General features: G+C 66.2%; 22 protein-coding genes. 7 read left to right on the forward strand and 15 right to left on the reverse strand.

Annotated features, from left to right (window positions below; translation table 11 throughout):
* Positions 1–73: 73 nt before the first annotated feature.
* The gene (locus ABD05_RS19375; RefSeq protein ID WP_047903652.1) at positions 74–1,327 is read right to left on the reverse strand and encodes an MFS transporter; all 1,254 of its coding nucleotides are present in this window, start codon (positions 1,325–1,327) and stop codon (positions 74–76) included.
* Between the two features lie 495 nt (positions 1,328–1,822).
* On the opposite strand from ABD05_RS19375, the gene ABD05_RS19380 reads away from it, so the two are divergent.
* Positions 1,823–3,301, forward strand: a complete 1,479-nt coding sequence (locus ABD05_RS19380; RefSeq protein WP_047901763.1) for an aminotransferase class V-fold PLP-dependent enzyme — start codon at positions 1,823–1,825, stop codon at positions 3,299–3,301.
* 158 nt (positions 3,302–3,459) lie between these two features.
* Here ABD05_RS19380 and ABD05_RS19385 read toward each other — a convergent pair whose 3' ends face one another.
* On the reverse strand, positions 3,460–4,257 hold the full coding sequence (locus ABD05_RS19385; RefSeq protein ID WP_047901764.1) for a helix-turn-helix domain-containing protein: 798 nt from the start codon (positions 4,255–4,257) through the stop codon (positions 3,460–3,462).
* A 110-nt stretch (positions 4,258–4,367) separates the two neighbouring features.
* Between ABD05_RS19385 and ABD05_RS19390 the strand changes: the two genes are divergently transcribed.
* Positions 4,368–5,447: a zinc-binding dehydrogenase gene (locus ABD05_RS19390; protein WP_047901765.1), complete on the forward strand. Its 1,080-nt coding sequence runs from the start codon at positions 4,368–4,370 to the stop codon at positions 5,445–5,447.
* A gap of 269 nt (positions 5,448–5,716) precedes the next feature.
* Positions 5,717–7,249 (forward strand): amino acid permease, encoded by a 1,533-nt coding sequence (locus ABD05_RS19395; RefSeq protein WP_047901766.1) that lies wholly within the window; start codon positions 5,717–5,719, stop codon positions 7,247–7,249.
* Positions 7,250–7,502: 253 nt separating this feature from the next.
* Here the strand turns inward: ABD05_RS19395 and ABD05_RS19400 are convergent, their stop codons facing one another.
* Entirely contained in the window at positions 7,503–7,772 is a 270-nt protein-coding gene (locus ABD05_RS19400; protein WP_047901767.1) for a DUF4148 domain-containing protein, read from the reverse strand.
* Positions 7,773–8,342: 570 nt separating this feature from the next.
* Between ABD05_RS19400 and ABD05_RS19405 the strand changes: the two genes are divergently transcribed.
* Positions 8,343–9,425 (forward strand): helix-turn-helix transcriptional regulator, encoded by a 1,083-nt coding sequence (locus ABD05_RS19405; RefSeq protein ID WP_047901768.1) that lies wholly within the window; start codon positions 8,343–8,345, stop codon positions 9,423–9,425.
* A 47-nt stretch (positions 9,426–9,472) separates the two neighbouring features.
* Here ABD05_RS19405 and ABD05_RS19410 read toward each other — a convergent pair whose 3' ends face one another.
* Together ABD05_RS19410 and ABD05_RS19415 are read right to left on the reverse strand one after the other, a co-directional pair.
* Positions 9,473–10,252 (reverse strand): SDR family NAD(P)-dependent oxidoreductase, encoded by a 780-nt coding sequence (locus tag ABD05_RS19410; protein WP_047901769.1) that lies wholly within the window; start codon positions 10,250–10,252, stop codon positions 9,473–9,475.
* 33 nt (positions 10,253–10,285) lie between these two features.
* The gene (locus tag ABD05_RS19415; protein ID WP_047901770.1) at positions 10,286–11,533 is read right to left on the reverse strand and encodes a D-arabinono-1,4-lactone oxidase; all 1,248 of its coding nucleotides are present in this window, start codon (positions 11,531–11,533) and stop codon (positions 10,286–10,288) included.
* Between the two features lie 315 nt (positions 11,534–11,848).
* On the opposite strand from ABD05_RS19415, the gene ABD05_RS19420 reads away from it, so the two are divergent.
* Positions 11,849–12,811 (forward strand): helix-turn-helix domain-containing protein, encoded by a 963-nt coding sequence (locus ABD05_RS19420; RefSeq protein WP_238594168.1) that lies wholly within the window; start codon positions 11,849–11,851, stop codon positions 12,809–12,811.
* A gap of 62 nt (positions 12,812–12,873) precedes the next feature.
* Here ABD05_RS19420 and ABD05_RS19425 read toward each other — a convergent pair whose 3' ends face one another.
* The 10 genes from ABD05_RS19425 to ABD05_RS19470 form a co-directional block, all read right to left on the reverse strand.
* The gene (locus ABD05_RS19425; RefSeq protein WP_047901772.1) at positions 12,874–13,305 is read right to left on the reverse strand and encodes a hypothetical protein; all 432 of its coding nucleotides are present in this window, start codon (positions 13,303–13,305) and stop codon (positions 12,874–12,876) included.
* Positions 13,306–13,348: 43 nt separating this feature from the next.
* On the reverse strand, positions 13,349–15,196 hold the full coding sequence (locus ABD05_RS19430) for a S10 family serine carboxypeptidase-like protein (RefSeq protein WP_047901773.1): 1,848 nt from the start codon (positions 15,194–15,196) through the stop codon (positions 13,349–13,351).
* A gap of 732 nt (positions 15,197–15,928) precedes the next feature.
* Positions 15,929–17,740 carry an ExeM/NucH family extracellular endonuclease gene (locus ABD05_RS19435; protein ID WP_047901774.1) on the reverse strand — a complete coding sequence of 604 codons (1,812 nt, stop codon included), beginning with the start codon at positions 17,738–17,740 and terminating at the stop codon, positions 15,929–15,931.
* Positions 17,741–17,952: 212 nt separating this feature from the next.
* Positions 17,953–18,894, reverse strand: a complete 942-nt coding sequence (locus ABD05_RS19440; RefSeq protein ID WP_047901775.1) for a CopD family protein — start codon at positions 18,892–18,894, stop codon at positions 17,953–17,955.
* Positions 18,891–19,271: a copper homeostasis periplasmic binding protein CopC gene (gene copC, locus ABD05_RS19445; protein WP_047903653.1), complete on the reverse strand. Its 381-nt coding sequence runs from the start codon at positions 19,269–19,271 to the stop codon at positions 18,891–18,893. Before copC ends, ABD05_RS19440 begins: the two co-directional genes overlap by 4 nt.
* Positions 19,272–19,285: 14 nt before the next feature.
* The gene (locus ABD05_RS19450) at positions 19,286–19,633 is read right to left on the reverse strand and encodes a copper-binding protein (RefSeq protein WP_047901776.1); all 348 of its coding nucleotides are present in this window, start codon (positions 19,631–19,633) and stop codon (positions 19,286–19,288) included.
* Positions 19,634–19,711: 78 nt separating this feature from the next.
* Entirely contained in the window at positions 19,712–21,007 is a 1,296-nt protein-coding gene (locus tag ABD05_RS19455; protein WP_047901777.1) for a multicopper oxidase family protein, read from the reverse strand.
* 1 nt (position 21,008) lies between these two features.
* Entirely contained in the window at positions 21,009–22,499 is a 1,491-nt protein-coding gene (locus ABD05_RS19460; RefSeq protein ID WP_047901778.1) for a TolC family protein, read from the reverse strand.
* Positions 22,496–22,792 (reverse strand): hypothetical protein, encoded by a 297-nt coding sequence (locus ABD05_RS19465; RefSeq protein ID WP_047901779.1) that lies wholly within the window; start codon positions 22,790–22,792, stop codon positions 22,496–22,498. Before ABD05_RS19465 ends, ABD05_RS19460 begins: the two co-directional genes overlap by 4 nt.
* An 88-nt stretch (positions 22,793–22,880) precedes the next feature.
* On the reverse strand, positions 22,881–23,246 hold the full coding sequence (locus ABD05_RS19470; protein WP_047901780.1) for a hypothetical protein: 366 nt from the start codon (positions 23,244–23,246) through the stop codon (positions 22,881–22,883).
* 267 nt (positions 23,247–23,513) lie between these two features.
* Between ABD05_RS19470 and ABD05_RS19475 the strand changes: the two genes are divergently transcribed.
* Complete coding sequence (locus ABD05_RS19475) at positions 23,514–24,185, forward strand: heavy metal response regulator transcription factor (RefSeq protein WP_047901781.1); 672 nt, start codon at positions 23,514–23,516, stop codon at positions 24,183–24,185.
* Positions 24,182–25,600 carry a heavy metal sensor histidine kinase gene (locus ABD05_RS19480; protein ID WP_047901782.1) on the forward strand — a complete coding sequence of 473 codons (1,419 nt, stop codon included), beginning with the start codon at positions 24,182–24,184 and terminating at the stop codon, positions 25,598–25,600. Before ABD05_RS19475 ends, ABD05_RS19480 begins: the two co-directional genes overlap by 4 nt.
* Positions 25,601–25,605 lie beyond the last annotated feature (5 nt).

Raw genomic sequence — 25,605 nt, forward strand, 5'->3', positions numbered from 1 at the left:
CACTGTGTCGCCGAATCGATGTCAATCGCGAAGCGCACCGGCACCGGCGTTCGCCGGCGCGCCCGCTCAGGCATTACCTCGGTTGCTCGCCGGCTGCCAGTTCCGGTTGCCCGACCACGCGACGCTGCAGCACGGCAGGCGCGGTTTCCTTCAACAGCATGCTGACCAGGATACCCAGCACGACTGCGCACATCGGCAACCACAGAATGTTCTGGATACCGAAGTGTGCGGCGACGTAACCGCCCAGCGCCGGCGCGATACCACCGCCGAAGATTTCGCCGACGCCGACCACCACGCCGATGGACGTCGACACGAGACCGATGGGCGCAGCCTCGGTCGCGACCGGGCCGGACAGCAGCGACACCAGCCCGAGCGTGAAGAACGATGCAACGAACAGGACCCCGAACAGCGCGACCGGCTGCGGGCCGAGGCCGCGGAAGATATAGAGCATCACGGCCGTTCCCGCGAAGCCGACGATACTCGCAAGGCGGCGGCCGACCAGGTCGGAGAGGCCGGGCAACCCGAACTGCCCGAGAAAGCCGCCGAAGCCGATCGCCGACACGACGAGGCCCATCTTCTGCGTGCCGAGCGACAGGTAATCGGTCAGGTACAGCGGCAGCAGCGCGCCGAGCACGAAGACGCCGGTCATCGCGCAGCACAGTGCGGCCATCGCCACGAGGATGTTGCGGCTCTTGAGCACATGGCCGAGCGAGGCCGGCGCGTGTTCCGACGCGACCGACTTCGTGACCTTCGGTTCGCGGATGACGAAGAACATGATCGCGCCGAGGATCAGGCCGGGAATCGCCACCAGCGCAAAGACCCAGCGCCACGACACGAAGCCGAGCAACTGCGTGGCGATGATCGGGGACAGCGCCAGGCCGAACAGCGCGAAGCCGCTTTGCTGCAGGCCGAGGTTCAGGCCGCGCCGCCGCGGATGCGACGCGTCGGCGGTCGCGGCGAAACTGGTCGGGCAGAACGACCCCTCCGCGACGCCCATCAGCCCGCGAATCGCCATCAGCCCGAGCAGCCCGCCCGCGAGCCCCGAAAAACCCGACAGCAGCGAGAACGCGATGATGGCGGGAATGAGCACCTTCCTGCGGCCGATCTTGTCCGAGATACCGCCCATCAGTGCTGCGAACACGCCCCACGACAGGCCGAGCACGCCGATGCAGTTGCCGACGTCCTGCGCGGTCAGGTTGAGGTCCTTCATGATCGAAGGGAACAGCGGCGCGATGAGCCAGCGGTCGAGGCCGACCAGCCCGAAGCCGAGCGCCAGCAGCGTCACCGCCTTCCACTCATAGGAGGTATCCCACTCGTTTGCTTTCATTTCCGTCTCCGAGGACTGGCTTGCCTGCGCGCGCCGCAGCGCCTGCGCATGGGCCAGGTCCGATGTTTTTTTGTGTGCGACGCGAATCGCGACGAAGTGCCGGCCGCCTTTCCGGTTCGACGCATCGAATCCAGCCAGCCGACGCCACAACGATAGGGGCATGGCTGCGGATCGGGTATGGAACAACCGGCGAACGCGCCATTCGCGAAATGCAAATAATCGGTCGGGGCGCTCGGGAAGCATCGGCGGGGAAGCATCGGGCGAATCGCCGCAGGGCTGGAATGGCGCTGACGCCTGCGACACGGGGGAATCCCTCATAGACATCGAGGCAGTCGCGAACAGCCCCGCCCGGCCTACAAAGAAACCATTTCCCCCATTCCACTCCAGAAGAAAACGTTATTCCATATCAGGCGGGTTTCCCAAGGAATTTTGGATCCATTTTCCCTCCTGTCCCCCGTATCATTTCTCCCATTCTGAAATGAGCAAGAGACGGACATGAGCGATACCACCACGCTGCACTACCTCGACTACGCGGCAACGACGCCCGCGGATCCCCGCGTAATCGAAGCGATGACGGCCTGCCTCGGCTTCGACGGCATCTTCGGCAATCCCGCATCGAGTTCGCACGCCGCCGGCCGGCTGGCGCGGGAACAGGTCGAGCGCGCCCGCGCGCAGGTCGCCGCGCTGATCGGCGCGGATGCCGACGAGATCGTCTGGACGTCGGGCGCCACCGAATCGAACAACCTCGCGCTGAAGGGCTATGCGGAAGCCGCGACCGACAAGCGCCACCTGATCACGAGCCGCCTCGAGCACAAGGCCATTCTCGACACGATGGCGAACCTGTCGAAGCGCGGGATGTCGGTCAGTTTCCTTACGCCCACGCGCGACGGCGAAATCACCGCCGACGCGGTCGCCGCCGCGATCGGCCCCGATACCGGCCTCGTGTCGCTGATGCTCGTGAACAACGAGATCGGCACGCTGACCGACATCGCCGCGATCGCGCGCATCGTGCATGCCGCAGGCGCGCTGCTCCACGTGGACGCCGCGCAGGCGCTCGGCAAGATGCCGATCGACGTGCGGGCGCTCGGCATCGACATGATGTCGATGTCGGCCCACAAGGTGTACGGCCCCAAGGGCATCGGCGCGCTGTTCGTCCGCCGCGACATCGCCGACCGGATCGCTCCGCAGATTCATGGCGGCGGACACGAGCGCGGGTTGCGCTCGGGCACGCTTGCGACGCATCAGATCGTCGGCATGGGCGTCGCGTGCGAACTGGCCGCCGAGAAACTCGACGGCGAAGCCGTGCGGATCGCGGCGCTCGGCGCACGCCTGACGGATGCGCTGTTCGCGCTCGGCGATGTCACGCAGAACGCTGCCGCTGCGCGCCGCATCCCGCACACGTTGAGCCTGACGGTGAACGCACCCGGCTTTTTCCCGTTCATGCTCGGCGAGGCGCTCGCCGTGTCGTCGACGTCCGCATGCAACTCGACCAGCGGCGCACCGTCCCACGTGCTGACTGCGATCGGCCTCGATGCAGAGACTGCCGGCCGCACCGTGCGCGTGAGCTTCGGTCGCTTTACGACCGAGCAGGACGTCGATTTCGCCATTGCCTGTTTCCGGAACGCGATCGAGCAATGCCGCGCGACGGCGTCGAGCGGGTTTTCCGCGTCGCGGCAGATCACGCCGGCCGACCTGAAAGCGATCCGGAATGCGGGCTTCCGCTCGGTCATCTGCAACCGCCCGGACGGCGAAGGCGACGATCAGCCGGCGTTCGATGAAATCGCAGCGGCTGCCCGCGAACTGGGCCTCGAAGCGCGCTACCTGCCGGTCGAGCGCGATCATATCGGCGACGCGGAAGTCGATGCGTTCGGTGCGTTGGTCGACTCGCTGCAGAAGCCGGTGCTCGCGTATTGCCGAAGCGGGAGCCGCGCGGGAATGTTGTGGAATCGTTTGTCGAGCCGGCGGACGGCTTGAGCCGGAACACTTTCCGGTTTCGCTTCACCGCCCGTATTCGCGTACGAAGCCGCGCTTCGATGTGATGCCAGGCGGTGACGCCGGCCAATCAAGCCTCGGTCGCCCGGCCGACGACTGCCGGCGCATGACCCGCCGGCAATCGTGTCGCTCACGCCCCCCTATTCGCCGACGTCCCCATCGCCACTCACCGGCGTATAAATCGCCAGCTTCAACGCGGGATCGTCGTTCGCCTGGAACGTCGCGTATTCATAACGCTGCGTGCCACGTTGCGCATGCACGAGCACCTTCTGGCCCGACGCCCCGCTGCGCACGTCATGCGCGCCCCACCATTGCGCAAACTCGTCGCTGCTCGCGCACAGGCGCTCCACCAGCGCAATGAACGCCGGATCGCCCGCATGGAGATCATGGTTCGTGCGAAACAGCGCGATCATCCGGCGCGCCTCGTCGGCCCAATGCTCGGCGAAGAGCCGGCGCGCGTGCGGCTCGACGAACATGTAGACCAGGATGTTGCGGTCTGCTTCCGCAAGCCGATCGAAGCCAAGCAGGTCGGCCGCTGCGGCATTCCACGCGAGGATGTCCCAGCGCCGCCCGGTCACGTACGCAGGCAGGTGAAGATTCGCGACGAGCCGCGCGATGGTGGGCGGCACGCGCTCCGGCACGAACGCACGCGACGTGTCGCGCCGCGCGAGCGCGTGCAGATGGGCGGCTTCGGCCTTGTCCAGCCGCAATGCGCGTGCCAGTGCGTCGAGCGTCGCATCCGACGGGCTGACGTCGCGCCCCTGCTCCAGCCGCACATACCAGTCGACGCCGATGCCCGCCAGTTCCGCGACTTCCTCGCGCCGCAGGCCGGGCGTGCGCCGGCGCGGGCCGTCGTGCAGGCCGACGGCATCCGGTCGCAGCTTCTTGCGCCGCGAGCGCAGAAAATCGCCGAACGGGGTTCGCGTCGTAACGGTCATCGGGGGCGCTCCGTGCAGGGTGGTATCGGGCAATCCTGGGCTCGTGCCGGGCCTTGTTGCGGATTCTAAGCCTGCCAGAATCGGCGCGTCCCCCACCCTCTGGAAGAGTCATGAAAGCTGCGATTCTGAAGTCGCTCGGCATGCCGCTCGCGATCGAAACGATGCCGGACCCCATGCTCGGCACCGGCGAGGTCATCGTGGATGTCGTCGCGACGCCGGTGCTGTCCTATGCGCAGGAAGTGTTCAGCGGCGAGCGCCAGTATCCGATCGAGTTGCCGAACGTGCCCGGCTGCGGCGCAATCGGCCGGGTCCGGCAAACCGGCCCCGACGCGACGAAGTTGCAGCCGGGCGACTGGGTGTTCTGCGATCCGACCGTGCGCTCGCGCGACGATGCGCAGATGCCCGACATCGTGCTGCAGGGCTGGAGCGCGCGCGGCGAAGGCGGCAAGCGGCTGCAGCGCCATTTCCACGACGGCCCGTTCGCCGAACGTCTGCGGGTGCCGACCGAGAACGCGGTGCGCATCGGCGACATCCGGCCGGCAGACGCCGCGCGCTGGTGCGCGCTCAATACGTTGCTCGTGCCGTACGGCGGGCTGCTCGCGTCCGATCTGCGGGCGGGCGAGATCCTGCTCGTCAGCGGCGCGACCGGCAACTTCGGCAGCGCAGGCATCGCGGTGGCACTGGCGATGGGCGCGCGGTGCGTGATCGCGCCCGGCCGCAATGCGCATGCGCTCGCGGATCTCGAACGCCGCTTCGGCGAACGCGTGCGCACCGTTGCGCTGACCGGCGACGAAACCACGGATCGCGCACGCATGCAGCAGGCGGCGCCGGGGCCGATCGACTGCGTGATCGACCTGATGCCGCCGTCGGTGCCCGCGACGACGGTGCGTGCTGCGGTGATGGCGGTGCGCCCGTACGGGCGCGTGGTGCTGATGGGCGGCGTCGGCATGCTCGGCGGTGCGGGGCTCGAGCTGCCGTATCCGTGGATCATGCGCAACGACATCACGCTGCGCGGCAAATGGATGTACCCGACGGAAGCCGTGACGTTGATGGCGGGGCTCATCCGCGGCGGGCTGCTCGACCTCGGGCACTTCGACGTGACGGTGTTCGCGCTCGACGATGCGAACGACGCGGTCGCGCATGCTGCGGCAAACGGCGGGCCGTTCAGGATGACCGTGATCGCGCCGTAGCACGTCTGTCCGGCGTCGCACCGGATCGGCCTGCCCATGACGCCGCACCACGCCCCCAAACAGTGCACGCATCCTGATTTTCACTACATTGCCGAAATCCGATATTGCCCGGAAATTTGGTTTCATACCGTTCACGCATCGGACCGGAACGCGATTGCCGTTCAACCGCGGCATCGCGTGCCGCCGACGAATTCCAGGAGCGGGCCGTCACACGAGGCCCGGGCGGCGATGACAGTCCTGCCACGCAGGACATTCGTGACGGAGCGAACATGGATGCAAAACTCGCGCCTGATTCAGGCACCGACAGTGACGTAAGCCTCCTGCACAAGATGGGCTATGCGCAGGAACTGTCGAGACGGATGAGCGGTTTCTCGAACTTCGCCGTGTCGTTTTCGGTGATCTGCATCCTGTCGGGCGGCATTACCGCGTTTCAGCTCGCGTTTTCCGCCACCGGCGGCGCGTCGATCGGCCTGGGCTGGCCGTTGGGTTCGCTGTTCGCGCTGATCGTCGCCGTGTCGATGTCGCAAATCGCGTCCGCGTTCCCGACGGCGGGCGGCCTCTATCACTGGGGCGCCATCCTCGGCGGGAAGAAGTGGGGGTGGATGACGGCGTGGCTCAACCTGATCGGCCTCGTCTTCGTGATCGCCGCGATCAATTTCGGCACCTACGATCCGTTCTTCAAGACGCTGATCGCGCCGATGTTCGGCGTCAGTCCGGACAGCCTGACCTGGTGGCATCAAACGGCGTTCATCGCATTCATCACGCTCTCGCAAGCCATTCTGAACGCACGCGGCATCAGGATCGCGAGCAGGATCACCGACCTGTCGGGCTATCTGATCTTCGTGGTGACGATCGCGCTGGTCGTTTCGCTGCTCTACTACTCGCCTGTCGCGTTCGATGCGCACCGGCTGGTCACCTTCACCAATTTCACCGGTGTCGACGGCGGTGCGTGGCCGAAGCAGGCCACGCCGCTCGCGTTCCTGTCCGGCCTGCTGCTGGTGACCTACACCATCACCGGCTTCGACGCGTCCGCGCATACGTCGGAAGAGACGCACGATGCGGCCAGGAACGTGCCGCGCGGCATCATCGGGTCGGTGTTCTGGTCCGCGATCTTCGGCTACGTGATGGTGTGCGCGTTCGTGCTGGTGATGCCCGACCTGACCGCCAGCATGAAACAGGGCACCGGCTTTTTCGAAGCGATACTCGCGCCGATTCCGAAGACCTTGCGCGTCTGCCTCGAACTCGCGATGTTCTTCATCAACTACGTGTGCGGGCTCGCCGCGATCATGTCGACGTCGCGGATGGTGTATGCGTTCGCGCGCGACGGCGGGCTGCCGGCGTCGAAGCTGCTGCGCAGCGTGAATCACACGCACCGGACGCCCGGCCCGGCGATCTGGACGTGTGCGGTGCTCGCGATCGTCGTCACGCTGTACGGCGATGCGTTCTCGGTGCTGAGTGCCGGAAGCGCGGTGTTCCTGTTCATCTCGTATGCGATGCCGATCGGCTCGGGGATGCTGGCCGAAGGCCGCACGTGGACCGAAAAAGGTCCGTTCCAACTGGGCATCTGGTCCAAGCCGTGTGCGTTGCTCGCGCTGGTCGGCGCCTGTGTGCTCGCGTATGTGGGCATCCAGCCGCCGAATGAAAAGGTGCTCTACGTGCTCGTCGGTTTCGTGGCGGCGCTCATGGTGATCTGGTACGGCTTCGGGGTGCGCAACACCTTCGCGGGGCCGCCGGTGCTGAAGGACACGCGGAACCTCGAGCGCATCCGCGAACTCGAGGCGAACGTCGATCCGTCCGTCTGAAGCGCCGTTGAAACAGGCTGAAACCGCCGGCTCGCAGGTGTCATGTCGCGAGTCGGCTTTTTTCGACTTCGATGCGGAACGACCTTGATCCGGCAATCCAGCCCTTCGGGCCGTCGAACCCTCGTCTGACAGTCATGCCCGTGATCGTCGCAAGGGTCGCGTTGCCGGTCGCAACAGTCCTCGCGTGCAATCAGCGCACCGACCACGCGGCCGCCGATGGTCCGGGCGGCCGCGCCGGTTCGTCACGCCGCCCCTATTCCCCGCCGCCGTAGAACTGATTCATCCGATCGAGCTCGCCCGACTTCTGCGCGCGAATCAGTTCCTGCTTCACCTGGGCGCGCGTGATCGCCGCAGGGCCGCCCGCCTGTGACCCGGCACTGGGCATGGAGCCCACAGCGGTGGCGCTGATCGCCGCATCCGAGGGCGTGCCGGGGCCCGCGTCGGCTCCGCCGTCCGCCCGGGCAAGCCCGGCCGCACCCAGCATGCAAACGGCGGCCAGTGCCGCCTTGTACATCGTCTTCATCGTGGCACCTCATCTGAAAAGAGATTGCGACTCATCCAGCGGGGACGGAGCCGATGTCCGGCCGTCCGCGCGATTCGACACACCTCGCCGATGCGACAACATCGGCCGCGACGGCATGCACCGCTCGTCGCGAATCGCGAGCATTTGGCTGCGTCACTTCAGTCATCGGCCGGCTTCGCACGTTCGAGGTTCCATCGAGCGACCTTCGCGTCCTCCTGTAACGTCCCCCCGGACCAGCGCATTCACATGCGAATGCGCAACATTGCCTCACAGCAGCTAGCGCGTGCTCTTGCCTGCGCGTCGTGCCGCAACGCGAATCGAATATTCCAGCGGCGCGCGCCCGCGACCGGGCGGATGTCGCACTTCGAGCCACCGCGCACCGGGCGGGGCAACCGGCAGGAATGGATTAATGATAGGGATCAGCCTGCCGGTTTAACGCCCCCTGACGAGGGGGCAATTTGGGAATTTGTCAAATTGCCGACCTAAACTGGACACGGTATGCGCAAGGAACGAGCGGCCCGCGTTGCGACGCAGTCGCGTGCAAGCCCACCGTAGCTCAAGGGGCTCACCATGTCCGACAAGTATGTCGCGCTAGCGGGCCACATCCGGCGACTATGTTCGCTTGGCATCGAACCGCGCCTCGTCATTCCTCATGTGGTTGAAGCGACGCGGCGCATCGTGGGCGCCGACTGGGGCATGTTCTTCTATACCGACGAGCACCATGCGGTGTCGGACGTATACAGCGAAAACGACACCGTCTATCAAGTCCTGCCCACCTACTTTGCCGACGTCCACAACACCGAAAAACAGGAAGTGCTCGGCGTCACGTTCTCGGATGCGATGCGCCGCGGCCGCGGTTTCGAAAACAGCGCCCGTTACGACGCCGCGCTGCTGAAGAGTGCGATGTATGCGGAGTTGTGGCAGCCGGTCGGCATGCGGCATTGCCTCGAGCTGACGGCGACCGATGGCACCCGTGGCTGGGGAAGCCTGAAATTGTGCCGCGCGCCCGGCGGTCACCCGTTCTCGGAAAAGAATCATCGGGACATCGCGCCCTTCGCGCGACATATCGCACATGCGCTTTCATGCCCGATACATCCGCCTTCGCGCGAAGCGGAAGGCAGCCAGTCGGCGATCATGGTCATCGACAACACCGGGAAGGTCCTGCTGCAGAGCGAGGACAGCACCAGAATGCTGGCGCTCGCTTCCGGCGAACCGCTTGCGTTCTATCGTCGCGACCGCTTTCCGAACTGGCTTGCGCCGCTGCTAACGAACGTCAATCGCATCTGGTGCGGCCTCCCGGTGGCACCCGCCACGATGGAACGCCGCAATGCGGCCGGCCGCTTCCGCTTCAAGGCGTATCGTTTTGCGCACGCAAGCGCGATGCACTGCGAACAGGCGATCGTGATCTACATCGAGCATTTCCTCCCGCACGAACTGGAAATCGAGCGACTCGGCTTCGAGTTCGGCCTGACGGAACGACAACGGCAGCTTTGTTCGCTACTCGTCCTCGGCCACTCGCAAACCGCAATCGCGCGCTCCCTCGCGCTGCGCGACAGCACCGTCGTCGATCATGTGCGAAAGATCTACCGCAAGCTCAACGTCCACAACCACGACGAATTGCGCGGTGTCTTTCGCGTTGGCCGGCACGATTAGCGTCGCATGGCGTGTCGCGTCGAAAGTGCCGCTGCGAGAATCTGCGATCAGACGGCGGAAAAGCAGTTGTCGACGAACAGATGGGTGCCGTTGACGAAACTCGACTCGTCGGACGCCAGGAACAGCGCGGCCGCCGCGACTTCCGACGGCTCGCACAACCGGCCCTGCTGAATCGCGATCGCCGCTTCGGTCGCGTCGACGCCCATCGCCTGCAGGTCCTTGAGTTCGCGCATCCCGTGCGGCGTGCGGATGAACCCCGGCGCCAGCGCGTTGCAGCGAATCCCGCGGTCGCGGTACTCGACCGCGATGGCCCGCGCGAACATGTGGCACGCACCCTTGGTCGCGTCGTACAGCACTTCGCCCGGCGTCGCGCAGACCGCGGAAATCGACGAAGTACATACGATGCTGCCACGCCCCTTCTCGAGCATCTGCGGCAGCACCGCCTTCGTCATCAGGAACATGCTCTTGACGTTCACGCCCATCAGCCAGTCCCATTCCGATTCCTCGATGTCGAGGAACGGTTTGACGATCAGCGTCCCCGCGTGATTGAACAGGATGTCCGCATTGCCGTACTGCTCCCGCGCCGCATCGACGGCCCGCTGAACCTCCGCCTGTTTCGACACGTCGGCGCCAAGGCCGAGCGCCTGCAGGCCGGCATCGCGCAGCCTGGATGCGAGCGCTTCGGCGGCGTCGCCGTCCCGGTCGACGATCGCCACCTTCGCGCCCTGTGCGGCGAACAGTTCGGACGCAGCCGCGCCGCACCCGCCGGCGCCGCCGCTCACGATGGCGACCTTGCCGGCCAGGCGGCCGTCAATCTTGACATTCATGCTTCGTTCTCCTGTCTGGTTCGATCGGCGCGCTCAGCTGAACAGCGTCCGAAGATGATCGTTGAGGAAGTAGCCTTCGGGGTCCACGCTGCGGCGCAATGCACGGAATGCCTCCGCCTTGGGAAACCAGCGGTCCACGTCTTCGCGGTTCGTGAAGTGCAGCTTGCCCCAGTGCGGACGCGAGTCGTAGTCGCGCAGGATGTCGTCGACGTCCTTCAGGAACGGCCAGTAGTCGACGCCGTTCGGGCCGCCCGAGCATGAAATGGTGACGCTGTCCTGGTGGTTGAACGGGCTGATCCACGCCGGGTCGCCCTTCGTGAAGCGGTACTCGACCGGGAAAATGCAGTCGCGGTGTTTCGTGAGAATGAGGTCGCGGACGCGGCGCAGCGCTTCCTTTCCGTGTTGCGCGGGCACTGCGTACTCGAGTTCATGGAAGTTCGGCACGTAGTGAATCGCATACACCTCGGAGCTGTAAGCGATCTTCTCGTGTTCGCCTTCATGGAACGTGCGCTCGGCGGTGACATCCATCACCTTGATCTCGCACACGTCGTAGTCCTTCTTCGAATTCGACACCTTGGCGGTGTCGGGCAGGCAGTACAGGTGGCGGCTTTCGGACGCCGGACACCAGAAGAAACCGAAATGCCGATGCTGCGCCGCCAGGTCGTCGTATCGCTCCATCAGCGCTTCGAAGTCCTCGCGCCAGACACGGTCGTGCAGCCAGAACGCATCGGTCACCTGCAGCGTCATCTCCGAGACCACGCCGAACATGCCGATATTCACCTGCGTCGCATGGAGCAGGTCGAGGTCCTTCCGGTCGCTCACTTCCATGATCGAGCCGTCGGGCCGCACGATACGCATCCCGACGACCTGCGACGACAGGTTGCTCAGCGTCGTCCCCGTGCCGTGCGTGCCGGTGGCGAACGCGCCGGCAATCGCCTGCGAATCGATGTCGCCCTGGTTGACGAGCGACAGGCCGATTGTCTTCAGGTGCCGCGTCAGCGCATTGAGCTTGGTGCCGGCCTTCACCGTCACGCGCTTGCGCGCTTCATCGACATCGACGATGCCCTGGTAGTCCTGCAGCGACAGCAGCAGGCCGCTCGTCGCCACGACCGGCGTGAACGAGTGCCCCGACCCCGCGCAGCGGACGTGCTTGCCCTGCCGCGTCGCGGTGCGCACCAGTTCCGCGATCTCGGCCTCGCTGGTCGGCGACGCCAGGTGCGCGGCCACGCACGACTGATTGCCCACCCAGTTTCTCCAGAATCCGCCACGGGGAAGTTCCATCAACGTCTCTCCAGATAGGCACCGCGGTGCGTTGGGGGGATGACTCGGCGGGTTGGCGGTTGGCGGTTGGCGGGTGGCCGCCCCGCCACCCCGCCGCTCCGCCGAACCGCCGAACCGCTCGGTGAACTGCGTCGCATTCATGCCAAAGGTAGGGTGCCGAAACGCTTTTCACTATCGGATTTCGGCAAGCGAGGGTTTCCACGAGGCTGCGCTTTTTGACCGGCTCATCAAGCGGCTACAATGATTCGACCCGGCCCGCCCCTTCCCGCCCCGATGACGCCGTCTGCCCACCCGAGCGATTTCTCTGGCGCCCCGTTGTTCGCGCGAACGGTTGCGTTCTGCGCGTTCACCGACGTGGAGGAACAGGCGCGGTCGTTCGAAGGCTGGAACCTGAATTACACGCAGATCTCGGGCGGCCTGTTTCATGGCTCGTCGTCGATCGTGTCGCTGGGCGGCATCAAGCTGCTGGTCGAGGACCTCGACAAGGTCATCCTGCAGCGGGGCGCGGTGCCGTCGGACCGGATCGCCGTGGCCGTGCCGCTGGAACTGGAAGGGCATGCGCGCATGTGCGGCGAGAAGAGCGGGCGCGACAGCCTGCACGTGTTCTCGAGCCTGCCGGAATTCGAGTTCTACTCGCCCGACCGGCACGTGCTCGTGAATGTCGAAATCGAGCCCGACAAGCTGTCGACGCAAGCGATGCGCACGGTCGCCGCGTCCCTGCGCGCGCGCACGCTCGCACCGCTGATCCCGATGCCCACCTATGTCGCGGACAATCTTCGCGACCTGCTGCGCCGGACGCTGGCCGCCGCGGCGAAAAGCACCTCCGTCGAAGACGTGACGACACTGGACCGGATCGAACTGCTGGAGCGCACCGTCCTGTATGCGATCTCGGAAGTGTTGACGGCGGCCGCGCCGGAGGCCGGCGCGCAGGCCGCGCGCCCGACGAAATACTGGTCGCTCGTCAACGCCGTGCAGGAGCGGCTTCAGGACGCATCGACCTGCCCGCTGTCGATCGCCGAACTGTGCGTGCAGCTCGGCATCAGCCGGCGTACCGCGCAGTATGCATTCCACGACGCGCTCAACCTGAACCCCATTGCGTATCTGCGGGCCGTTCGACTGAATCACGCGCGTCGCGAGCTTCGGCTCGGCGAATCCGTGACGTCCGCCGCAACCAAATGGGGCTTCTGGCACCTGAGCAGTTTCGCGCAGGACTATCGCGCGATGTTCGGCGAGTTGCCGTCCGCCACGGCCAGGCGCTACGCGCGCCACGCAACCTGAACGCGTGGTGCGGCTCGGCGGCCGGTGCCGACCTCGCACCGGCCGCCGCCCTGCCCGCACCATCACTCGTCCTGCTGTTCCTGCTGCGCCTGCACCTGCCGCTGCTGGATGAACTGCCGCACATCGCTCATCGTCACGCGGCCCGTGTGCTTCGCATCGATCTCGTCGAAGTGCTTCGACACGAAACCGAGCCCGCTGCTCTGCGCCTGCGCCTTCGTCACGGCCGCGCCGTTGCTCAGCACCGTATTGGCGCCGAGCCTCGCGTCGACGCGCCGCTGCGCCTGCTGCTGCAGCGTCGCGCCGGTCGACGGCAACACCGGCGCCGCACGCGTGGCAGGAAAGAACGGGCCGTCGACACCGCGCCCGCCATGCGGCAGCTTCACGGGCGCCACCGCCTGCGGCGGCAATGCGTAGGCGCTGCTCACCACGGCACCGAGGACGATCAACGCAGACAACCGCCGAATCAATTTGATTAGGGACATGATCACTCGCATTCAATGGATGAATAGAGGGTTCCTTTGACAAGGAGTCCGTCGCTCAAGGGGCCGCCGCCAGCGTCGTCGCGGCCGTCGCGCCCGGGACGCTGCCGGTCGGCACGCTGGGCGGGTTCTCGTCCGGCCACGGCGGCGGAAGCGTATGCAGCGTCAGCGCCGTCGGAATCCGCGCGCCCTTGTAGAACGTCTTCAGGTCCCGCTTCATCTGCGGACGGGCGACATCGTCCAGGTAAGTCATGTGGCCGCCCTGGAAGAAGTTCACCTGCAGCTTCGGATTCAGGCCCTTCACCGTCTGCAGCCGCGCGAGTTGCTTCTCGGTGTTGAAGAACGGCGTCGCGAGATCGTGGAAGCCATTCTCCGCGAGCACGCGAAGCTTCGGGTTGAGTTGCAGCGCGCCGAGCAGATCGGGGATCGTGTCGGGCATCGGCTGGCCGTCGTGCGAGAAGTCCCATACGCCGATGATGTTGTCGTTCAGCGGCAGGTAGGTCGCGTTCGGCGCGGTGTAGCCGAGGTAGTCCGGCATCTGCGTCGCGAGCGCGTTCGTGAACGGCTGCGAGATCAGGATGTCGGACGGGTCGCCGTCGTTCTGCAGCCGCGGATCGGAGTTCGGCAGCGACACGCGTCCGTCATACCGGCCGACCGTCGTTCCGGGCAGCAGGCTCGTGCCGAACGGGTTCGCGTTGAAGTAGCCGCGCAGCGCCTGTTGCGTCAGGCTCGACGGGATCGACCACAGCTGGAGCGTCGCATCGCTCGGGAACACCGGCGTGCCGAGCGCATCCGGAATGCCGAGCTGGCTCAACACCCAAGACTGCGAGTACTTCTGCAGCTGGTTGTAGATCAGCGTCGTGAACAGTTCCGTCTGCAGTGCGTACAAAGCCTGGTTCACCGGCGCCGGCGATACCTGGTTGAAGTACGCCGCGACCGCCGCATAACCCGGCAGATAACCTGCCACGGTATCGGTTTCGAGCAGCAGCCCTTCCGTCGACTGCGTGATCGCCACTGCTTCCACCGCATCCGCGAAGTAGTTCAGGATCGCCGACTGCAGCACGATGCCCGTCAGGTGCACGCCGGCCGATTCGAGCGCGAGCGCCAGCATGTCGGTGCGCGGCGTGCCGTACGATTCGCCGTACAGGTAGATCGGCGACGTACTGCGGCTGTTGACGTTCAGGTAGCGCTGGATGAAGTCGCGCATGATGTTCACGTCCGCATCGGAACCCCAGTACTTCTGGTTGGTGTTCGGCAACACGGCTTCCGACAGGCCGGTTCCCGGCGGGTCGATGAACACGAGGTCGGTGGTGTCGATCAGGCTTTCCGCGTTGTCGACGAGCGGATAGTTCGGCCAGTTGGTGCCGAACCCCGGATCAGGCGTGGCCACACGCGTCGGTGCGAACGAGCCGAGCCGCAGCCAGATCGACGACGAGCCGGGGCCGCCGTTATACACGAACGTGACTGGACGCGGCTTGCCGTTCGTGCTCGGCGCGGTGTACGCGACATACGACATCGACGCTTCCGCATTGCCGTTCGCGTCCTGCGCGGTCAGGTGGCCGGTGGTCGTCGTGTAGTTGATCGTCGTGCCGCCGGACTTCCACTGGTAATGCATGACCGCCGCTTTCTCGGACACCTGCGCGGCGGCGAGGCCGTCGGTCGCATTCATCGAATACGCGACCTGATCGACATAAGGCTGGTTGGCGGCCGGTGCCTGACTGCTGGCCGCTTGTGCGCTGGCCTGCTGGCTGGCGGTCGCCTGCGCGAGGCTCGACGCGCCGACGGACGACGAATCGTCGCCGCCGCATGCCGCGAGCGCCAGTGTCATGACCGTCAATGCGCCTAGCCCGGCCAACCGGCCGTGACGAGCACGGCGGCTGCCGGTACTGCTCCTGTCTGGTTTCATCTCTGCCCTTTGATTTGGTTCGGATACCGCTTCACAAAGGCCGCCTTCGCCGGCGAGACGCGCAGCAACACCCGCCACTCGCGCAAAAGGCGGTTGGAATCGGACTGCTTCAAGAGACTGAACGTGATACAGACACAGCAAACTGCTGGCGAGAATCGTGCTTGAACCGCCCCCTGCAGTTTGGACTTCTTTTCTGATTACCGAAATTTACGACATCGACAAAATAGGCGGTGCTGCGCCGCGTTGTCAAAGATCATTCCGATATTAAAAATCCCGTAATGATGCGAACGACAGCCGGTGTCTGGGATTTGAAAGAAAACGGGATTATTCGTGCAAGGCGCGCCTTATCGGCAATGCTGCGCCGAATATTTTACTTTTATCGCACAACTCAGCAGCCTTTCCTGTATTGATGCAGCGCCTCAAATGCCTTCAGGCCGACAGGATTTTTCTTTCATTTTTATTATCGGAGATCGATTAAGGCGTTGTAGCGGCAGGCATACGCGATGCGATGACGAGATTCACTTCAACCATTCGTCAATCCGGGGGCTTATGCGCACCTCGGCATCCATAAAATACCGACTTCGTTAATTCATACCGGCCGCGGCGGAATTATTTACCCGATATCCGACCGGATTTTCCGCAGTGCGAGCGGCGCGCGATACACAAGCCGCCGCCCGCACAACGACGTGCGGCAGTGCCGCACATCGCCAATTGCAAACACTCAACCCGCAATCAATGCCCGCCGCCCGGCAGCGCGATATCGATCAGCACCGGATCGTGATCCGACGAACGATACGCATCCGGCGCGTAGAACGTCTTCTGCTGCTCGGCCGATTTGTACGCGAGCGTGTACTGCAGCGCGAGCGGCTCGTCCGCGTTGATGTGCCATTCGTGCACGGCCTTCACGTGCGATGCGAGCGGCAGCGTCGCGAGCGCGTGATCGAGATAACCGGCTTCGCCGTTGTACACGTAGCTGTACGCGTTCGCGCCGATCCAGCGCGCGACGAGGTTGCGGTAGCCGCGCGATTCGAGCGTGCGGATCGGGTCTTCATACGTGTAGCTGTTGAAGTCGCCGATCAGCAGCACGCCCTGGCCCGCGACACCCGTCGGCGTGCCGGCGAGCCAGTCGGCGACCTTCGCCGCCGCGCGCGTGCGCGTCGGGTTCCAGCAGCCCTGGCCGTCGCCCTGGTCGAGATCGTCGTTCGCGGCATCCGGGCAGTTCTTCGACTTCAGGTGGTTCACCGCGATCGTCAGCGCCTGCTTGCCGCCGATGCGGCGGAACGACTGCGCGAGCGGCTGGCGGTTCTTGTCGTCGATCGCGAGCGTGGCCGCGCGTCCGACCGGTTCGACCTTGCGGCTGTCGTAGATCATCGCAACCGCGATCGCGTCGCCGCCGAGGCGCGACGTGCCAGGATCGACGACGCGCCAGTGGTTGCCGAGCTTCGCCGCGAGCTGGCGCACCGCGCTCAGTTCGCCGTAGCCGTTGTTCTGGACTTCCATCAGGCCGATCACGTCGGCGTCGAGCGCTTTCAGCGCGCTGACGATCTTCGCTTCCTGGCGCTGGAATTCCTGATAGTTCTTCGCGCCGCGGTTGTTCGGATCGTCGAAGCCGCCGCCGAGACCGTTGCCGTTGAAGTAGTTGAGGACGTTGAACGACGCGACGCGCAGGTTCGATTTCGGATCGCGCGCGGGCGCGTTGGTGCGCGGGTTCGTGCGCGCGTCGAATGCCGGCACGGCCGCGCCGGGCAGCGGCTGCACGCGCCAGGCGCCGTAACGCACTTCGAGCACGCCTTCGACGTCGCGCACCGTGTAGCCCGCGCGCAGCGTGTTCGCGGCCGACAGGCCCGGCGCCGGATACGGCACGGTCGCGGGGTTCTGCTTGTTCGAGCCGTCGTCGAGGACCAGGCGGTTGCGCGCGTTCGCGTCGATCTGCGTCTGCGCCTGGGCGGGCGGCACGACGCTCGTCGGCGTGCGCAGGCGGCCGTTGCTGAGCAACACGCTGCCGTAGCGGCCGAGCTCGTAGTTGTCGGTGACGTTCAGCGTCTGCGGCAGGCGCACGAGCATCCCTTCATACGCGGCGAATGCGTTCGGGCTGTCGACCGGCAGCGTGAGCGTCGCGGGCGTGACGGTCTGGCCGTTCGCGCACACCGCGATCGCACCCGACTGCGTGAGCTGCGTCTGACCGTATTTCTCCTCGACCTTGCCGGTCACGTGCACGAGATCGCCAGCCTTCGCGCGCACTTTCGGCGCATAGACGAACAGGCCTTCGGACACGCCCGGCTGGTTGCGGCGCTGCGCGTCGGCCTGCTGGACGAAGAAGCCGCCGAAGCCGTCCGTGCCGCCGAAATCGGCGGTGACGACGGCTTCGATCGACACGTTCTGGCCGGCGAGCGGCGAAGGCGCACCCGGCCCCTGGATATCGGCAATGGGCGTCGCGCTGCCGCCGCAGTTCGGGCTGACGGGCGCGGCGGTGGCGGCGATCGCCGGGGCAGCAAGCGTGGGCAGAAGCAATAGCGGGGCAAACAGGCGGATTGTCGAGCGCATGACGGGAAATCCCGGTTGTGAGGGTGGCGAAAGCTTAGCGGCGCTCAATGACAGTTTTTGGTAATCGACAGACAGGCCGATGTAATTCCCGGTATCGCACTGCGATCGCAACCGGCCGCACGATCACGCGTGAAAAACGGGGAATCGTCTGACAAAAATCCGCCGTGCCCGTGACGATTCCCCTGCGTAACTTTCGGCACCGCACCGCTGCGCTAAACCGTCCCCGGCAGCGCGCTCGACACGAGCACGGCCGCCACCATCAGCACGCCGGCCAGCACGACCGCCTCGATCCGCAACACCGCGCCGAACCGGCGCAACGGGCCGGCCGGCATCGCGGCGGCCGGGTCCTTCAGCGCGGCCAGCAGCTTCGGCATCCCGAAGAACCGGTTGTGTCCGCCGAGCGCCGCCGCGGTCAACACAAGCGCGAGCTTCAGCAGCAGGATCTGCCCGTATGTCGATGCAAGCAGGTTGGCGGGCGTATCGACACCGCGCCAACCGTTGTACGCGCCGGTCGCGAACAGCACGATCAACGCATACGTCGACGCATCGGAAAGCGACTGCACGAACGACGCGCCGGTCGCGCGTTCGCTTGCCGGCATGCCGGCAAGACGCGGCGTCACGCCGAACGCCGTCACGAGCACGAGCCCGACCCACGCGCTGATCGCCAGCAGATGCAGCCAGTCGACCCACACCGGCACGCTGAACAGCCCCGCGTCGACCGGATGCCCGCCGTTGCTGCGCGCGAGCGCGACGCATGCGAGCGCAGCCCACATCGCGAACGGAAAACGCGTGTCGTTCGCATGCCTGACGAATGAAAGCAGCACGATGACAACCATGAACACGGCGCCGGCCAGCCATGCGTGGCCGAAGCCGGTGCCCACGAGCATCGCGCAGACGGCCGGCCCTGCTTCGAGCATCGACACGTCGCTCATCAGCGCGCAGTGCGCCCAGAACGCGGTAATGCTCGCGAGCAGCGACACGACGGACGCGATGCGCAGCGTCGCGACGAGACGCCGCCCGATGCCGTGCTGCCACGCCGATGCGCCGCGCGCGAGCCAGTGACTGCCGAGCAGCGCGCCGACGATTACGGCGAACCCGGCGTTCTGGATCGCCACCGATACGAGCCGCAGCAGGCCGACGAAGCCTTCGTTCACCCTTTCACCTTGAACGTATAGGTGCCCTTGGTGCGATGCGCGTCGGCCGTCATCGCGGCCCACTGCACCGTGTACGCGCCCGGCGCAAGCTTCGGCATCGCGACGGTCATCACGCGCGGGTTCGACGCATCGACCTTCGCCTTTTCCTGCGTGACGGCGTTGCCGTTCGCGTCCGACACCTTCACCGAACTGAACGTCGGTTCGAGGTCTTCGTTGAAGGTGAGCCGCACCATGTCGGGCGCCGTGTCGACCGTGCTGCCCGTCGCGGGTGCGGCGCTTTCCAGCTTGCCGTGCGCCGATGCAGCGACCGGCGCGGCCGCGAGGATCGCGCCGGCCGCGGCGAAGGCGGCCAGCCGCCCGAGAGTCGTGATCTTCATGTGCATGCCCGGCGTTACAGCTTCTTCAGCTCGACGACGGTCAGCGCACCGCCCACGTCCTCGGCGACGAAGTCGATCTTGTCGCCCGCCTTCACCTGCGACAGCATCGCGGGGTCCTTCACCTTGAACACCATCGTCATCGCGTCCATCCCGAGGTTGTCCAGCGGGCCGTGCTTGATCGTCAGCTTGCCAACGGCCGTGTCGACCTTGCGGATCTCGCCGTGCGACATGCGCTGCTTCGCGTCGGCGCCCTGCTTCGCGCCGCCGCTCATGTCCATGCCGGCCATGTCGCCGGCCGCGTACGACGCGGCGGAAAACGCCAGCGCACAACCCATTGCAATCGAAACCAGTCCTTTCTTCATCGTGCTTGCTCCTGAGTGAGTGAATCGAAACCAGCGGCCGTATCGGCACGGCCGCCGCCTGCTGCCGCCTGCCGCTGCTCAGCCGTCCGGCAATTCGCCGGTGTACTCGTATGCAACGGTGCCCTTCGGATGCCGGAACCAGCCCGGATCGCGATAGTCGTTGCGGCCGAGCCCCTGCCGCACCTTGAGCACCGTGAACATGCCGCCCATCTCCAGCGGCCCGAACGGGCCCGTGCCCGTCATCATCGGCAGCGTGTTGTCGGGCAGCGGCATCTCCATGCCGCCCATCGCGCCGCCCGTGCTGCCCATCGCCATGTAGTCCGGCACGAGCTTGCCGATCTTCTTCGCGAGATCCTTCTGCGGCACGCCGATCAGGTTCGGCACCTGGTGGCCCATCGCATTCATCGTGTGATGCGACTTGTGGCAATGGAACGCCCAATCGCCCGGGCGATCGGCGGTGAACTCGATCGCGCGCATCTGGCCCACCGCGACATCGGCCGTCACTTCCGGCCAGCGCGCCGCCGGCGGAATCCAGCCGCCGTCGGTGCCGGCGACTTCGAAGCTGTAGCCGTGCAGGTGGATCGGATGGTTCGTCATCGTCAGGTTGCCGAAACGAATCCGCACGCGGTCGCCCGCGCGCACCGGCAGCGGATCGATGCCCGGGAACACGCGCGAGTTGAAGGTCCACATGTTGAAATCCGTCATCTCGTTCACGCGCGGCGTGTAGCTGCCCGGATCGATGTCGTACGCGGCGAGCAGGAACACGAAGTCGCGATCGACCGGCATCGTGCCGCGATCCTTCGGGTGCACGATGAACATGCCCATCATCCCCATCGCCATCTGCACCATCTCGTCGGCGTGCGGGTGATACATGAACGTGCCGTGCGATTCGAGCTGGAACTCGTAGACGAAGGTCTTGCCGGGCGGGATATGCGGCTGCGTGAGGCCGCCGACGCCGTCCATCCCGTTCGGCAGCCGCAGCCCGTGCCAGTGGATCGTCGTGTGCTCGGGCAACCGGTTGGTCACGAAGATGCGGACCTTGTCGCCTTCGACGGCCTCGATCGTCGGGCCCGGCGACTGGCCGTTGTAGCCCCACAGGTTCGCGTTCATGCCGGGCGCCATCTCGCGCACGACGGGCTCGGCCGTCAGGTGGAATTCCTTCCAGCCGTTCTTCATCCGCCACGGCAGCGTCCAGCCGTTGAGCGTCGCGACCGGCGTGTACGGGCGGCCGTTGGGCGGCACGAGCGGCGGCTGCGTGGCGCTTTTCGCCATCGTGGGCGCTTCGGGCAGCGACGCGGCGCCGGCCTTGCTGACCATCGCGGCGCCCAGCAGCGCGGCGCCCGAGCCGCTGAGAAATTGTCGACGGGACACCATGTCAATGACCTTCCGGATGCGTTGCGGGCGCCGGTTGCGCCGCGGGTGAAGAAGCCGGCTGCGGTGCAGCGTCGGTATCGGTTTTGGGTTCGGGTTCGGCGGAAGCCGCCGCGCGCGGCGCGGTGCCCGAGGTCGGCAGCCGGCCGCCGACGGCCATCTGCAGATCGGTCTCGGCGAGCCAGTAGTCCTTCAGCGAATCGATGTAGCCGTTCACCGCGCCGACCTGTTCGCGCGCATCGGTCAGCAGCTCGAACACGCTCGCGAGCATCCCGTTGTAGCGCAGCAGCAGTTCGTCCGAGATCGTCTTGCGCAGCGGCACGACTTCGTCGCGATAGTGTTTCGCGACGTCGTAGCTCGTCACGTACGCCGCGTACGACTCGCGCACTTCGGAGCGCGCATCGATGGCCGTCTTCGCGAGCCGGTTCGCCGACTGCATGTAGACGGCCTCGGCCCGCGCGACCTTCGCGCCGCCCCAGTCGAACAGCGGAATCTCGACGCTGATCTCGTAGCCGTGCTCGTGGCCCTTGCCGGTCTCGTAGTTGTTCACGTAGCCGAGATCGACCGCGTTGACGAAGCGCGTCGCCTTGCTGAGGCCGAGCGACGACGCGACGCCCTGCGTCTGCAGCTTCGCGGCCTGGATGTCGAGGCGGTTGCTCATCGCGAAGCGTTCGAGATCGGGCAGGTCCGGGCGCGCTTTCGGCAGGTCGGGCAAACGGTCGGGCAGCGCGTACTGCGTGCGCTCGCCCCACAGCCCCATCGCGCGCGTGAGCTTCTCGCGCGCGGCCACGGCCTGCTGGCCCGACTTCGCGTGCTGCGCGACCGCGTCCGCATGGAACGCCTGTTCGCGTGCGTAATCGAGCCGGTTGAAGTTGCCGGCCTGCCGCATGCGCTGCGCGAGTTCGGCGGCCGCGCTCGCCGCGTCGCGCACCTGCTGCGCATAGTTCGCGGCCTGCTCGGCGGCGACGGCCTCGACATACGCACGGCGCGCGTCGGCCGCCACCTTCAGCATCGCGTCGGCCGTTTCGAGCTTGGTCTGTTCGAAACGGCGGCGTTCGATGTTGGTCGCGAGCGGCATCGTCAGCAGCGCGAACACGTTCGCCGAGAACGTGCGGCCGAGCGTCAGTTCGCCATCACCGGCGCGCGTGCGGCTGAACGAGAAGCGCGGGTTCGGCAGCCGGCCGGCCTGCACGAGGTCGGACTCCGACAGCCCGAGCTCCGCATACGACGCCTGCAGGCCGCGGTTGTTCAGCAGCGCAACCTGCACCGCGTCGTCCATCGACAGCGGTTTCGCGAGCAGTTCGCGGGTCCGCTTGTCGACGGCTTCGCGGTCGGCATCGGTACGGACGACGACGGCATCTTTCCCGATCCGTTCCGATGCGGCGGACGACACGGCGCCGAAGCCGCCGTCCTTCGAAAACGTCGTGCAGCCCGCGAGGAACGCCAGCACGACCGCAGCCGCGCCGATCCGCGGCGATATCGCCAGGTGCTTCATTGCGCGGCCCCTCCGTGCATCGAATGGGCGCCGCCGTTGCCCGCCGGGTTTCCGGGCTTCGCGTGGCCGGTCGTGCGCCCCTTCGCGGGCCGCTCCATCACGTCCCGGTTCAGTTGTTTCCAGCCCGGGCCTTCGTCGTCCCGATACGGCCGGTAGCCGTCGAACGCGGACGTCACGGTGACGTCCGGCACCGTCGCGGCGGCGTCCGCCGGATCGGGAAACGGGGTTTGCGCAGGCGCGAGCGACGGCACGAGGGCCGCCGCGCTCAACAGCGCCGCAGTGATCAATCGCATGAACAAGTCTCGTCGTGAGTCGTCCGGCGGACCGCGTACGGCCGCCAGCGTGGATTGCAGGTCGCGGCCGGTCGGCCGCGGGCAGGGACTAGACAGGCATCCGGCGTGGCGGCCGCTCGATGCCGCCGGTCAGGAACGACACGACGACGGCCGAAGGCGGATACGACGCGATCGCGATGCTGGCGTCCGCCGCAGCCGGCTCCGCGGGCACGCCCGTCATGCCCGTGCCGAAGCAGCAGGACACGCAGGCGGCGCACGACGGCGCATGCCTTGCGTTGTCGTCATGACCGGCGTGGCCGTCGTGCGCGCCCTGTGCGACCGTCATCGTGTGCGGCGCCTCTTCCCCATGCGGCACGGCGGCGCCCGCGCACTGCATCGAAACGGTCGCGAACGACTGGATCGGCAGGCTCAGCGCCAGCAGCACGACGAGGATGAATTTGCGCCAGTACGACATGGAAACGGAATCAGGCAAGCAACGACCGGATGGGCCGGCGCAGCGCCGCGACGGCGCGCTCCGGAGACAAGACGGCTGCAGCTTATCGCCGCCGCAGTGACGACGACATGGTCGAAACATGACCAGATTTTCATGAACCGCGGGCGAAGCGGCGAGTAAGCACTTCATGAAAATTCCGTCATCCGGCGGTCATCTTTCGCGCACGCGCGGCACCGTAAGCTCAGGCGTTACACTGACCGGCTGGAATCACGGACAGCCTGCCTCACCATGCGGATACTGATAGTCGAAGACGAACCCAAGATGGCGTCGTACCTCCGGAAGGGGCTGATGGAGGCGAGCTACACGGTCGACATTGCAGAGAACGGCAAGGACGGGCTGTTCCTCGCGCTGCACGAGGATTTCGATCTCGTCGTGCTCGACGTGATGCTGCCGGAGATGGACGGCTTCGAGGTGCTTCGGCGGCTGCGCGCGCAGAAGCAGACGCCCGTGCTGCTGCTCACGGCCCGCGAGGCGATCGAGGACAAGGTCGCCGGGCTCGAGCTGGGCGCCGACGACTACCTGCTCAAGCCGTTCGCGTATGCCGAATTCCTCGCACGCATCCGCTCGCTGCTGCGGCGCGCGCCGCGCAACGTGCGCGACATCCTCAACGTGGCCGATCTCGAAATCGACCTGATCAAGCGCCGCGTGCGGCGCGCCGACAACCGCATCGACCTGACCGCGCAGGAGTTCGCGCTGCTGCAGTTGCTCGCGGAACGCGAGGGCGAAGTGCTGACGCGCACCTTCATCACGTCGCAGATCTGGGACATGAATTTCGACAGCGACACGAACGTCGTCGATGCGGCGATCAAGCGGCTGCGCGCAAAGATCGACAACGCATACGACAAGAAGCTGATCCACACGATCCGCGGCATGGGCTACGTGCTCGAGGATCGTTCGTGACCGCCGGCCCGGCTTCGTATTCGCTGCTGCAGCGCCTGACGCTCGCGTTCGCCGTCGTCGCCGCGCTCGTGTTCGCGCTGACCGGCGCGTACCTCTATCGCTCGCTGTCCGCCGAACTGAAGCGGCGCGACGACATCGAGATCTCCGGCAAGCTCAACCAGTTCCTGCAGCTCGCGCACGCGAGCGGATCGACAGCCGCGCTGCGCGACGATCCGGCCGTGTTCCACGAAGTGCTGCTGTCGCATCCGGGCGTCTATCTCGGCATCTACGACGGGCAGAACCGCCCGCTCGTCGAGCACACCGACGAAGCCGGCAACACGCTGGCCTCGGTGATCGCGGCGCCGCACCCGGCCGGCGGAACCGCTGGACCCGGCGGCCCGTTCACCTGCTCGCCGCCCGGCATCGGCACGTCGCGCTGCGTGTATGCGCGCGACACGCTGCCGTCCGGCGAGGCGATCCAGGTCGCGCTCGCGCGCACGGCGACCGATCGCCAGTCGCTGCTCGAAAGCTATCGCGTCGACATCTGGCTCGCAGCGGCCGTCGGCGCGCTGCTGGTCGGCACGCTCGGCTACGCGGTCGCGTCGCGCGGCCTGCGCCCGGTCGAGAGCCTCGGCCGGCAGACGTCGCGCATCGAGGCGCACAACCTGAACGCGCGTCTCGATGCGCGCGGCGGCCCCGTCGAGCTGCGCGAGCTCGCGACGTCGGTCAACCGGATGCTCGACCGCCTCGAACGCGCATTCGTGCGGCTGTCGCAGTTCTCGTCCGATCTCGCACACGACATGCGCACGCCGCTCGCCAACGTGATCAGCTCGTCGCAGATCACGCTGTCGCGCGCACGCACGACCGAAGAATACGAAGCGCTGATCGATTCGAATATCGAGGAATGCGAACGGCTGCAGCGGATGATCGAGAACATGCTGTTTCTCGCGCGCACCGACAATGCGCGGCAGCACCTGAAAACCGCCGAACTCGACGCGGGCAGCGAACTGCGCCGGCTCGCGTCGTATTTCCAGGCGCTGGCCGACGAGGCCGGCGTGCGCATCGACGTGCATGGCGACGCGCCGGTCGTCGCGGACGCGACGCTGTTCCGGCGCGCGGTCAGCAACCTCGCGTCGAACGCGCTCGAACACGCGGAAGCCGCGTCGACGATCGAGCTGGCCGTGTCCGCGCAAACAGGCTACGCGGTCGTCGAGGTCACGAATCGCGGCGCCGCGATTCCGCCCGAACAGGTCGACCGGATCTTCGAGCGCTTCTACCGCATCGATTCGTCGCGGCACGGCGCGGCAAGGAACGCGGGGCTCGGGCTCGCGATCGTCAAGTCGATCATGGAGCTGCATCGCGGCAAGGTCGAGGTCGTGAGCCGCGACGGACGCACGACGTTCGCGCTTTACTTTCCGCGCGGCACCGACAGCTAGACCGT

Origin of the sequence: Burkholderia pyrrocinia (assembly GCF_001028665.1) — a bacterium.
In the GTDB taxonomy this organism is placed as follows: Bacteria; Pseudomonadota; Gammaproteobacteria; order Burkholderiales; family Burkholderiaceae; genus Burkholderia; species Burkholderia pyrrocinia.